This window comes from Ensifer sp. M14, assembly GCF_003355565.1.
GTDB lineage: Bacteria > Pseudomonadota > Alphaproteobacteria > Rhizobiales > Rhizobiaceae > Ensifer.
Window position 1 is genome coordinate 3,671,929 of the sequence record NZ_QJNR01000004.1, and the last position, 12,138, is coordinate 3,684,066.

General features: G+C 59.7%; 9 protein-coding genes, 1 tRNA gene and 1 pseudogene. 4 read left to right on the forward strand and 7 right to left on the reverse strand.

What is annotated here, in order from left to right; genetic code table 11:
- Positions 1-101: 101 nt before the first annotated feature.
- The 4 genes from BLJAPNOD_RS17860 to BLJAPNOD_RS17875 form a co-directional block, all read right to left on the reverse strand.
- A complete protein-coding gene (locus BLJAPNOD_RS17860; RefSeq protein WP_115420669.1) occupies positions 102-1,937 on the reverse strand; it encodes an SLC13 family permease in 1,836 nt (611 codons plus the stop codon).
- A 202-nt stretch (positions 1,938-2,139) separates the two neighbouring features.
- Positions 2,140-3,351: a M20/M25/M40 family metallo-hydrolase gene (locus BLJAPNOD_RS17865; RefSeq protein WP_077503997.1), complete on the reverse strand. Its 1,212-nt coding sequence runs from the start codon at positions 3,349-3,351 to the stop codon at positions 2,140-2,142.
- Between the two features lie 45 nt (positions 3,352-3,396).
- The gene (locus BLJAPNOD_RS17870; RefSeq protein WP_077503998.1) at positions 3,397-4,944 is read right to left on the reverse strand and encodes an AbgT family transporter; all 1,548 of its coding nucleotides are present in this window, start codon (positions 4,942-4,944) and stop codon (positions 3,397-3,399) included.
- 326 nt (positions 4,945-5,270) lie between these two features.
- Entirely contained in the window at positions 5,271-5,531 is a 261-nt protein-coding gene (locus BLJAPNOD_RS17875; RefSeq protein WP_115420670.1) for a YMGG-like glycine zipper-containing protein, read from the reverse strand.
- Positions 5,532-5,847: 316 nt separating this feature from the next.
- On the opposite strand from BLJAPNOD_RS17875, the pseudogene BLJAPNOD_RS36010 reads away from it, so the two are divergent.
- Positions 5,848-6,019 (forward strand): annotated as a pseudogene (locus tag BLJAPNOD_RS36010) (IS630 family transposase); the annotation flags it as partial.
- 188 nt (positions 6,020-6,207) lie between these two features.
- Here the strand turns inward: BLJAPNOD_RS36010 and BLJAPNOD_RS17880 are convergent.
- A tRNA-Ser gene (locus BLJAPNOD_RS17880) sits at positions 6,208-6,297 on the reverse strand.
- Between the two features lie 206 nt (positions 6,298-6,503).
- Complete coding sequence (locus BLJAPNOD_RS17885; protein ID WP_115420671.1) at positions 6,504-8,723, reverse strand: caspase family protein; 2,220 nt, start codon at positions 8,721-8,723, stop codon at positions 6,504-6,506.
- Positions 8,724-9,040: 317 nt separating this feature from the next.
- Here BLJAPNOD_RS17885 and BLJAPNOD_RS17890 point away from each other — a divergent pair, with 317 nt between their 5' ends.
- From BLJAPNOD_RS17890 to BLJAPNOD_RS17900, 3 genes are all read left to right on the forward strand, one after another.
- Positions 9,041-9,397 carry a hypothetical protein gene (locus BLJAPNOD_RS17890; protein ID WP_053247606.1) on the forward strand — a complete coding sequence of 119 codons (357 nt, stop codon included), beginning with the start codon at positions 9,041-9,043 and terminating at the stop codon, positions 9,395-9,397.
- A gap of 202 nt (positions 9,398-9,599) precedes the next feature.
- Positions 9,600-9,974, forward strand: a complete 375-nt coding sequence (locus tag BLJAPNOD_RS17895) for a PilZ domain-containing protein (protein WP_077504002.1) — start codon at positions 9,600-9,602, stop codon at positions 9,972-9,974.
- 135 nt (positions 9,975-10,109) lie between these two features.
- Complete coding sequence (locus tag BLJAPNOD_RS17900; RefSeq protein WP_115420672.1) at positions 10,110-11,234, forward strand: pyridoxal phosphate-dependent aminotransferase; 1,125 nt, start codon at positions 10,110-10,112, stop codon at positions 11,232-11,234.
- Between the two features lie 68 nt (positions 11,235-11,302).
- Here BLJAPNOD_RS17900 and BLJAPNOD_RS17905 read toward each other — a convergent pair whose 3' ends face one another.
- Positions 11,303-11,569 carry a sel1 repeat family protein gene (locus BLJAPNOD_RS17905; protein WP_065787316.1) on the reverse strand — a complete coding sequence of 89 codons (267 nt, stop codon included), beginning with the start codon at positions 11,567-11,569 and terminating at the stop codon, positions 11,303-11,305.
- Positions 11,570-12,138: the final 569 nt, after the last annotated feature.

The following is a 12,138-nucleotide window of genomic DNA, read 5'->3' on the forward strand; positions in this document are numbered from 1 at the left end:
TCAATTGCGGCATGTTTTGTCTCTGAAACAGCTACGGTAACTCAAACGGGCTGAAGCGGGCGAGCCGGCAGATCAGTCAGCTGAGGTTGCGCCCCCGAAGATCAGAAGCGCCAGATCAACGGTACGATGAACACGGAGACGACGAAGAACCAGATCAGCAGAGGCAATCCGAGCTTCCAATAATCGGTGAAGGCATAACCACCGGGCCCCATCACCATCAGGTTGGTCGGTGTTGCAATGGGAGTGAGAAACGCGCCAGCCGCCGCCACAGCGGTGCTCATGAGCACCGGACGCGGGGAAATGCCCATGGCCGTCGCTGCCGCCACGCCGATCGGGATGACGATCAGTGCGGTTGCGGTGTTGCTGATCAGCTGTCCCATGATCGCCGTCAGGATGAACAATCCCGCGAGCAGTGCGATAGGGCCGGCATCCCCGACGAGGTTGACCAAATGCTCTGCCATCAGTTTTGCTGCTCCTGTTTGCACCATGGCAGTGGACAGCGGCATCATCGCGCCAACGAGGATCACAGTCGTCCAGCCGACAGCGCGATAGGATTGCTCGACGCTCATGATCCCCGACAAGATGATCGCACCAGCAGCGAGCAGGCCGGCCACTGCGGGCGGCACAAGGCCCGTGGCGAGAAGCAGAACCATAGCGAACAGGATGATGACCGCCTGGCGTGCGCCCGGTCCCATCGGAACAGCTTGACGGCGGACGAGCTCCGGCGAATTGACCACCAGCACGTCCGGATCATCCAGGTGAACGTCGAGCGCCTTCCAGGTTCCCTGCAGAAGCATCGTGTCACCGGCCTGCAGCACCATGCCGCCTGCATCCTTGGTCGCGCTTCCGGCTGCGATCTGCGCACCAGCGCGCTGCACCGCCAGAACGATCAAGTCGCCGCTGTCGGTAACCATGCCCGGAAAGACGGTTTCGCCAATGAGCCCCGAGCGTGGCGGGATGACGACTTCAGCCAGGCCCGAACTGCGATTGAATAGTGTTTCCTCGCCTTGACCCGCCGCCTTCTCGTCGCGAAAGGCGAGATGCATCTCGGCGGCGAATACGGCGGCGCTTTCAGCCTCGCCGCGCACAAGGAGATGATCCCCCTCTGCCAGCTGCTGCCGCCTGATCGGCCCGGCCGTTTCACCCTCCTGAATGGCAACGAGCTGCAGTCCTGGATAGGCAGAAAGATCAATCCCGGACGATGATGCACCCACGAAGGGCGAGCTAGCGCGCACCCGCATCTGATAGATTCCGCTCGCCAGGCCATATTGCTCGACGAGCGTCTTCGCATGCTGACTGAAGTCGGCAGGCATGGTTGCGCCGTTGCGCTCCGGCAGAAGCTGCTTTCCGAAAAGCACGATGATCGCCATCGTCCCAGCCAGAAGCGGAACGCCCACAAGGGCGAACTCGAAGAAGCTGAAACCACGCCCCTCCGCATCGATGGCTGCTTCCGACACCAGCACGTTTACCGGTGTTCCCGTCAGCGCGAGCATGGAGCCGGCGTGCGCCGCAAAGACGAGCGGCATGAGCAGTTGCGAGGAATTCCGCCGAAGGCGGACAGCGATGACGACCACCACAGGCAGAAGCGCTGCGACGGCACCGTTGACGCTGATAAGCGCAGTGAGAAGCGAGACGAGCACCATGGTCAGGAGCAGGAGACGCGTGCGGCTTTCTTCGCCGGCGCCGCGGATCAGCAGTTGCCCGGCCCAGGCCGTCACACCGGTGACCTCGAGCCCCGAGCTGACGACGAAGAGCGATGCGATAAAGATGACGGCCGGATCACCAAATCCGCCAAGCGCCTGACCCAGTGTGAGAACACCAGTAGCCCACAGCGCCAATGCGGTCAGCATCGCCACGAAGACAACCGGCAGCTTGTTCCAGACGAACAGAACGACGGCAACGGCGATGATGGTGGCGGTGTATGCTATCGGGCTCAATCGCTCCGCTCCTCATTTGGCCCTTCGGGCCTTCCAAACCACACAGCCGCGCTGACCATGCAACGTCGACATACGCAATGCGTCCTGGGAGTTCGCCTCGAGCAGTCACCCGCCTCCGCACCTGACGTGGCCGTGAGGCTGTCAGGTCAGGGATCGACCGCAGGGGCGCCCTCGTCCACAGGCGAACAGCCCAGCGAAACAGCTAGTCATCCAAGGTCGCCATAAGGATGCCCAGCCGGCAGCCTTTCTCGTACTCCTTGAGATTGACATACTCCTTGATGGTATGAATCTCGGCCTGGCCGGCACCGATGGTGATGGTGGGCACGCCGTGCTTGTCGAGCCAATTGGCGTCCAGGCCGCCATTGGAAAAGACATAAACCGGCTCGATGCCGAGGATCCCAAGCGCCTTGGTCGCGCGCTTTACGATCGGCGTGTCCTTACCCAGTTCGAACGGCGGGTAAGACGGCTTGTGGCTGAATTTCACCTCGGCCGTATCGCCCTTGTCGTCCGTCACCTCGCTCTGCGCCTTCGTGAAGGCTTCCTTATAGCCGTTGGCGATTTTCGTCGCGAAAGCAGCTTCGGGGCTGCGCGCCTCACCCTTCAGGAAAGCATAGTCGGTCACGACGTTGGTGGCGTCGCCGGCAGGCTTGTCGTTCTTGCCGCCGAAGATGCCGATGTTGCTCGTGCCTCGGCCGTCCGGCTTGACCACCTTGCCGAACCAACCGCTGCGCTTCGCCTCGGCGAGCGCCATTGCTCCGACCAGCGTCGCCGAGATACCCTTCTCCGGCGCAACGCCCGCATGCGACGCCCTGCCCGTGATCTCGACTTCCCAATTCTCCTGCCCGACCGCACCCACGATCAGATCCGAAGCCGATTGGCCATCGACGTTGATGCACATGACCGCGCCGTTGAGATCAGCGGGGTTGAGTTCCCTTGCACCATGGAGCCCGCTCTCTTCACGCACGGTGAACAGCAGGGTGATCGGTGGATGCGGCAGCTTGTGCTTGATCAATGTCTCAGCAACAACCACAAGAAGGGCAACGCCGGTGCGGGCATCGCCGCCGAGCGCGGTGGTGCCGTCAGACACAATGCGGTCACCCTCGCGCCGTGGCTTGGCACCGGCGCAAAGCGGCACCGTGTCGAGGTGCGTGGAAAAGAGCAGCCGTGGTCCGGGCCGCGTTCCCGGAATATCCACGATCAGATTGCCCGTTTCGGTCGGCAACGGAATGCGCTTGTTGACGTCATCGAAGCGAATGGCAGACTCCGGCACCCCGATTTTCTTCAGGGCGTCACACACAGCCAGACCGATGTTCTTTTCCTGTCCGGTAACACCCTCTACCGAGAGGAATCGCATCAGATGTTCTTCCGCTGCGGCGACGTCGAGAGGAATTGAGAGGTTGCTCATGATATCCATCCGATTGTTTGCATAGTGTTTCGATCAGAGTTGCCGAATGGACCCTTACAGGCCCCACGGCAGGCCAAGTGCCTTCCAGACCGCAAAGAGGGCCGTCCACAGCACGAACATCAGCACGACATAGGGGAGCATCATCGAGACGATCGTGCCCACGCCGGCAGATTTGTCATACTTCTGCGCGAAACCGACAACGAGCGCGAAATAGGCGTTGAGCGGGGTGATGGCGTTCATCGGAGAATCGCCGACGCGATAGGCGGCCAGGACGGCTTCCGGCTCAACGCCGAGCTTCATCAACAGCGGCACAAAGACAGGAGCGAAGATTGCCCATTTTGCAATCGCCCCTGTCAGCAGCAGGTCGATGATCGCGACGACGACGATGAAGCCGATCAGGAGCGGCAGCGGCCCGATATTGGCAGCCTGCAGGGCGCCCGATAGGCTCAAGGCCATGACCGTGCCAATGTTGGTGTAGGTGAAATAGGCAACGAACTGGCTGAGAACGAAGAACAGGAAGATGGTTCCGCCCATGTTCTTGATCGATTTCTCGATCGCCGCAATCACCTCCGCCAAGGTTCGCATCGTTCCGGCACCGATGCCGTAAGTCCATCCTGTCACCAGAAAGATCAGCATGATCAGGGCAATCAGGCCGTTCATGAACGGTGAATTGCCGATGAGTTCGTCGGTGGTGGGATTGCGCAGCGGCGCGCCGCTTGGGATGGTCAGAAGGAGGAACACCGCAAGGAGGGCGATGAGCCCGTAAAGAGCAAACCGCAGACCGCGCGATTCCTGCTCGGAGAGCGTCGCCCCCTGATTTTGAACACCGCCTTCGGCGGCTTCAGGATTATACTCCCCCAGCCGCGGCGCGATGATGCGATCGGTGATGAAAGCGATCACGACCGTCAGGAAGACCACCGAGGCGATTGAGAACCAAAGGTTGGATGCCAGGCCGATCGACCGATTGGGATCGACGAGATGGGCCGCATCGTTGGTGAATTCGACGAGGACGGCATCGAGAGGCTTGATCAGCATGTTGACCGTGAAGGCGCCGGCCACGGCGGCGAAGCCGAGCGCGAGGCCGGCAAGCGGATGTCGCCCGACAGCCAGATAGGCAACGCCGGCAAGCGGTATCAGCACCAGATAACCGGCGTCAGCCGCAATGCTTGCAAGGATGCCGACGAAGGCCAGAATATAGGTCAGCGCCCACCGCGGCGAGACAATGACAAGCTTGCGGATCAGCGCGGTGACCAGACCGGATTCCTCGGCGACGCCGGCGCCGATCATGGCCGCAATCATCAGCCCCACGGCGGTGAAGCTCATGAAATTGGGAATGAGCGACGAGTAGAGAAAGCGGATGCCTTCCACATTCAGCAGGCTGCGGATTGCCGTCGATGCCTGTTCGATCTCGTGCGTATCCGGGTTGATGCGTTCGTAGGTGACCGCCGCTCCAAAAGCACCGAGCACAGCCGAAAGGACGATGACAATGCCTATGAGAATGAGGAAGATGACCACAGGGTGGGGAACCATGTTGCCCACCTTCTCGACAGCGTCGAGAAATCTCTGCATCGTGGTCTTTGATGCGGCATTGGCAGTGGCCATATCGTGCCTCCGTTGAGCCAAAAGACGCGTCCCGAGAGAACGCTGGAATTTAGAAATTCGGGTCGCGCGCTTTGTTGACGGTGGTTCAACACCGATTTGGCGTGCACCCCAGCGCGACAGCCGTGGCTGCCGCCCTAATGTCTTATCCGGCACGCCCGGCTAGGCCTCCCGGCCCGAAGGCCATCATTCCGCACCAATCACTTTTCAGGGAAGCGGACGAAAGAAGTCGTGCAGAAAGAACCCGCGTCACAGAACCGGTTTGAACGATCCTCGAAGTGTACTCCGCAGCCGAGGAGCACGAATGATCGTCATCGCGACACGCCGGTTCAACGTGGGCAGGGCGCAACATATACACGGCCGGTATTACGATCCTGGAACCGGCATTGGCCCGGCTGGCCAGCCACATTTCCGATGATCGCCCCTGACACGCCGCCGATTGCAGCGCCGACGGCCGCACCACGGACGTCGTTTCTCACAGCACCACCAACGACTGCACCAGTTGCTGCACCGATGCCTGCACCCTGTTGAGTCGATGAACAACCAGCAAGCGCCAAACCTGCCAAAATACACAGCAGCAACTTCTCCATCACACTCCCCTATGTAACGCCCACAGATCTGAAGATCGCGGCAGAAGCCATACACGCCATCACTAAAGCATTATGTCGCTCAACACCGCCTGTGATCGGCATAGAATCCCAAAACTACGCTCTGAGTTCAAATCTCTTGGCTGAACCACAGAGCTAACGGACTGCAGATACTGAAGGAATTGGCGCGTAATACCAATCCTCGCTGATGTCGGCTGACGGGATACCCAAAAGCCGACGAATCTCAATCGATGGTGCAAACAGGAGGTTTGCGAAGGGTTCAGCGGTTTCGTTCCGGGCGGACTTTGATGGGGAGAGGCTGCGTCTTTTGGCCCGACAGACAAGGGATGCCAGCCACGCTCGTCGGCTCTTGGCGCTTGCCTCGATCTATTGACTGCGGTTCGCGCTCAGATGCTGCCCGATTGGGCAGTGTGATCCTGCAGGTCGTGCGTGACTGGCTGGTGCGCTTCAATGCATGCGGTCTCGACGGGCTGACCCGGAAGGGCAGACATCTGGCCGACAGCCTTTATCGTCTTCTGGAATCTTAGCCGAATGTGTCCCAAAACATTTCCGGGTCACACGACTGAGTCACAGCAACAACAAGCCCCTTCTTCAGGGATTGCTTCAAAGCTCTGAAAAGTCGGAGGAAATTGGGACCGCCTGTGACCCAAAAGAATAATGGCGGAGAAGAAGGGATTCGAACCCTCGATACCCTTCCGGGTATACTCCCTTAGCAGGGGAGCGCCTTCGACCACTCGGCCACCTCTCCGTTAGCGCCTGACTAGTGTCAGACCGCGGGCAATGCAAGATTTTTTTGTCGGTTTCTGGGAAATGAGCGAATTTTCATGTGGGCACCCGAAGAACGGACCCCGTCACGGCCGTGAAGAGACACCTCTTCGCCTGCAACGCCCCACCAGCGCGGGCAACGCGAGCGCTGCCCTGATCAGGATCAGGGACTTGCTGCCGGGGATCAATTCATGACTTCCGAGAGAGCCTGTCGATCGCATCGAGCGTCGCCGCTCCAAAGTCCCCATCGACGGGGCCACTATAAAGGCCGCGGTCCTTCAACAGCGCCTGCATTTCCTTGCGGAAGGCAGGTGTGAAATTGCTCGGCTGCGACTTCAATTCCTGAAGCTTGGCCGGGTCACCACCCTCGACGCTGGCCGCCGCCCAACGCACCGCCTCCTTCGCATCCGCCTTGGTGCCGAGCCCATAGTCATAAAGGCGGCTCAGATTTCCCATCGCGTAGGCACTGCCGGCATTCGCCGCCATTTCGTACCATGTGCGCGCCTGGGCATAGTCCTGGGCGACGCCGGTGCCGACATCATAGAACCAGCCGAGCAACGCCATCGAATAGGAATCACCGACATTCGCCGCTTTTTCATACCAGGTCTTGGCTTCCACATAGTTCTGCTCGGTGCCAAGTCCGTTCTGATAGGCCCACCCGAGTGACGACATCGCGTTGACGTCGCCGCCTTCGGCTGCCTTCTTGTACCAGTTGAGCGATTGCGCCAGGTCCTTCGACAGGCCAAGTCCTTCTCTATAGAACCACGCGACGGTCGCCATGGCGTTGGCGTACCCCTGGTCGGCAGCCAGCTGATACCATCTCGCCGCTTCCTCGTAGTCCCGGGCAATACCGCCGTAACCCTCACGATAAAGCCAGCCGAGCGATGCCTGACCATAGGCGTTGCCGGCCTTTGCCGCCTGCTCGAACATCCGCTTGCCCTGATCGACATCGACGGCGCCGTCGGTGCCGTAGACGGAGAACCAGGCCAGGTTGGTCAACGCATACATATTGCCGCCGTCGGCGGCCTTTTGGTAGTTGTGGCGTGCTTCGACATAATCGCGTCCAGCGTCCTGTGCCCGTCCCAGCATGTTGACGAGCATCATGTCGTCGGGGTTCTCGTTGACCGCCTGTGCACAGGCGGTCAGAGCACGGGCCGAATCAAGCTTCAGGAAATTCACACCGACGAAACCGGGCATGGACTGCGGTTCGCCTGCCAGCAGATAGCAGTCGCGCGAGGCTTGCGTGTCCTTGCCGGTCTGCGAGATGTTGAGCCCTTTTTGTGGTTCGAGCGCCGCGATCTGCTGCTCCGCCTCCGCCTTGTGCTTGCTGTCGGGGTAACGTTCGAGGAACCGCGTGAGCGCTGCGGCATCGGTCGATTGCTTCAGGGCGTCCCAGGCAATCTCGTCAGGCGTTACGCTCGACGTCTGCTCGGCCTCGGTCAGAAGCTTCAGCTTCTTCTCAGCCAACATCTTGTAGACCGGATCGGATCCATGCTTGGCGAGGAAGGCGGCGATCAGATCCTTGTCGGCGAGATCGCGGATATTCTGCCAGTCGGCGGCAGCGGCCGATTGGCTGTTGGGCGAGAGCTGCTCGCCGTTGTTGGTGATGCTGATGTTGACTTCCTTGATGTTCAGGAAGATTTGCGCGCCACCGAGCGATCCATAGACAAAGGGCTCCTGGCCGCGGTTGGTGACCGAAACCACCTCGTCGCGCACCTTGCCCAACGCGATGCGCACATCGACGCCCGGCTCTGTGAGGTATTTGGCAAGCGCTGTGGCAAAGGGGCTGTTCTTGCCCTCGCCATCAAGGGCCACTGTGCCGGCCTTGGAAGCAAAGGCGACCAACAGGTCGGCCGATTCCGGCTCGACCCGCGCGAGACCTCGCGAAACGGCGCGCGTCGAGATCGAGCGCGTCATGCTCTGCTCGAACGGGTTGTTGCGACAGGCGTCTAGGATCACCAGCTTGAGCTTGGTCGCGCCCTCGAGCGAGCGCTGAACCCGATCGAGACCGACCGCCTCGTCCTCGATATCCTTGTCCGTCTGCAATTTTACGTCGGTCGGCAGCAGAAAATTCTGGCCGTTCATTTCCATGCCGTGGCCGGAATAGTAGACAATCGCCACATCGGCGCCCGTTGCCAGGTCTTCGAAATCCCGCAGCGCCCTGACCATATCCTTGCGCCCGACATCGTGGACCGTGGTGACGGAATCGAAACCGGCCTCCTCGAATGAAACCTTCATCAGCTCGACGTCATTGGCGGGATTGTTGAGTTGCGAGGTCGCCTCATACTTCTCGTTGCCAATCAACAGGGCGACGCGTTTTGCGGCCAGGGCATCCGCCGGCGCAAAGGCCAGCACGGCCACGAAAAGAATGACGAATGACCGCCACTGCCGGAGTTGCCCCGTAATCATGCTCGTCCCTCCGGCGCTCCCTTATCTCCTGGCTCTTCGGCAGCAAGAGACGGGAGGCGCACAACCCCATTGCCGGCACTTCGGGACGATGCCACCGCCCGACAGTCATGCCCTGATGAAACTATTACGTATGAGCCAGGGGCTTTCAATGTCTCCGATCGCCATATTTTTTGAGCCTCGTCTTTCGGCCTGCGCCGCAAGGTCGAAGCAAGTCGGCAACCTTAACTCAGACGCCGCATCTCTTGCGCCGGGTGATTCCGGGCGGGCGCGATGCGTCTCCTGAGCCAAGGAAAGGCTATGCGTTCTCGGAGCTTGCCATGTCGATGAAAATGCACGTCGCGGAAGCGAAGCCAGGGCAGCTGGCAGCCACGTATCAACATTACTTCATTGAGCGTCCCTGCCGAATTCTGATCATCGGCCAGCACCTCAAGGCAAAGACCAAATATCAATGCCTGCTGCGTCACATTTCGATCGCTGGCGCCATGCTCGATTTCAATGCCGCGCTGATGGTGCCAAAACACTTCTTCCTCGAGATTGACGGATTCAAGGAAGAGATCGGCTGCTCTCAGGTTCATCGCAACGGTGCGGAGCTCGGCGTGCGCTTCAACATGCTCCTCGCTCCCGACTTCGTCAGCCGGCTGATCCGCATGCAATTTTCAAGCGGTGGTTTTTGAGCGCAACCACCTTCCCCCTCAGAGAAAATGACCGAAGTTAGATTTTTATCGATCTCCTTCAGGGGATTGCAAACTTCTGCGCCGAGACTGCACTCGACTTACCTCGGCATTCACGCGAGGATTAAGCGTGGGCAAATGAATTGCCCACGATCGAAGGCCGAATGATCGCATTTCGCGATCCGGCGCAGGCGGAGAATGACAGATGCAGCAGACGATGTATTCCTGCGTGCCCTCGCCGTTCTACGAGCGTCGCTACGAACGCTTTTCCATCGGCCATGCCGCCACCCTGACAACGGTACAGCCGGGGCTTGGCAGCGTGTCGGTCCGCACCTGTCGGATGATCGACATCTCCCGCGGCGGCGCCAGCTTTGCCGTGCAGACCACGATCGGCCTGCCACAGCACTATTATCTCCACATCATCGGCACTTCGCTTCGTATCGGCTGCGCCGAGGTCTATCGCAATGGCGAGCGCATCGGGGTGCAGTTCATCAAGCCGATCGAACAGACCCTGCTGCGCGAGATCATCCGGCAGGAATTCTTTACCGGCCAGAACGCGAAAACACCCAAGCGCCGTTAAGCCCCTTGGAGCAGGTGCAACCGGTCGTCAAAACCGCACAGATCGCGTCGGCTTTTTCTCACCAAGGCGATTCCGCATTGCCAATGCATGCGCTAAGTTCCGAGAACTTTGTTCGAACGGGGCCTTATATAAAGCATGTCCGCATTCTCTCGCTTCACGCCGCTCATCCAATCCCTGCCCTCCACCATCCCCTTCGTCGGGCCTGAAGCCATTGAACGCCAACGCGGGCGCGCGATCGCGGCCCGTATCGGTGCCAATGAAAGCGGCTTCGGGCCAGCCGAAAGCGTCGTCCAAGCGATGCGCGAGGCGGCGACGGGCACGTGGAAATATGCGGACCCGGAAAATCATGATCTGAAGCAGGCGCTGGCCACTCGACTTGGTGTCTCTGCCGGCAACATTGCGATCGGCGAAGGCATCGACGGATTGCTCGGCCAGATCGTGCGGATGGTGATCGAGCCGGGTATGCCCGTCGTCACCTCGTTCGGCGCGTATCCGACGTTCAACTACCACGTCGTCGGTCACGGGGGGCGGCTGGTGACAGTGCCCTATGTCGGCGATAGCGAAGATCTCGACGGATTGCTTGCCGCCGTCAAAAAAGAAAACGCTCCGCTCGTCTACTTCGCCAATCCCGATAATCCGATGGGAAGCTGGTGGGAGGCCGAGCGAATCGTCGAATTCGCCAAGGCGCTGCCCGAAACCACGCTGTTCATTCTGGATGAGGCCTATTGCGAGACGGCGCCGACAGAAGCTCTGCCGGTGATCGACGCGTTCATCGACATGCCCAATGTCGTGAGAACCCGGACTTTCTCGAAAGCCTACGGCCTTGCCGGCTCGCGAGTCGGTTACGTCATCACCACGCCCGGCACCGCCCAGGCGTTCGACAAGATCCGCAATCATTTCGGGATGAACAGGATCGGCGTTGCGGCGGCAGTGGCAGCGCTCGCGGATCGGGATTATCTGGCAACTGTCACAGCAAGAATTGCGCATTCGCGCGAACGCATCGCCGAGATCGCTAGACGCAACGGCTTGTCGCCGCTCGTGTCGGCAACGAATTTCGTTGCGATCGATTGTGGGCGCGACGCGGTCTATGCGCGCGCGATCGTCGATGCCCTGATGAGCGACCACGGCATCTTCATCCGCATGCCCGGCGTCGCCCCGCTCAATCGCTGCATTCGCGTCAGTACGGGCCCGGACGCGGAGATGGATCTGTTTGAAGCCGCCCTACCACAGGTTCTCGCAAAGCTGGCAGGCGGCAAATAGGCCTTCATATCCCGGCGCCTGCTTACTGGCGGGCGCCGCCGGACGGGAGCGCGAGCCCCGTCTGTTGATCAGTGAACCGTCATCCACTCGCGGGCGGCACGAAGCGCTGCGGCGAGGTCGGCCTTGCTCATGGTCATAGACAGGTCGGCGCGCAGATCGACGGCGCGGTCGCAGCCCTTGATAGCGGCGATGTTCAGCCATTTGTGAGCGGCCACCAGATCGACCGGACGACCGCGGCCGGTCGCATAGGCCAGACCCATTTCGCAAAAGACGTCCGCCTGGTTTTCACCACCCATCGCGGTATTCGAAGCAACCTGCATATCAAAGCGTGCCATTTTTTTGTCCCTGTTTTGCCTGGTTGATTTTCCGAAGCGGCCCACCCTTTTGAGGCGGACCATGCTCCAGATCAGCATTTGTTTTTGGTCCCTGTTCGACCGTGCCTCTTTGTGGGCCTTTCCGAACCGCGCCGTCTTTTGCAGCGTCATCTTCGGTCATTCGGCGGGGTGAATTTCTCCGCTCGTCTTATGGGTCTTACTATGCAGCACGGCCTTCAATACGCGCTTAAAATGCATGATTAATTTGAGACAAACAAAGTTCAAACACTTGGTAAACTTGAGTTTTTGTTAAACATCGAAAGGCCGGAAATCCGGCGCATTTGCATAAAAATTTACGAAATATTCAACCGCCGATTTCAACCAAACGGTAACCACGAAAAAAGGACACAACTACGCCAATGCTGTGTTTCCTCGATTTTTCTCCATCGGAAACCGGCAAAGAAAAAGCATAAACGGCCGCGTTCAAGCCAGTTTACCTTTACGTGCGCGTAAGCTATCTTGCCGGCGGCGGTGAGGAGACTGCCTTTCAAACGAGGATATTTGCAGAGATGCCGGCGAAGCGGACCGCG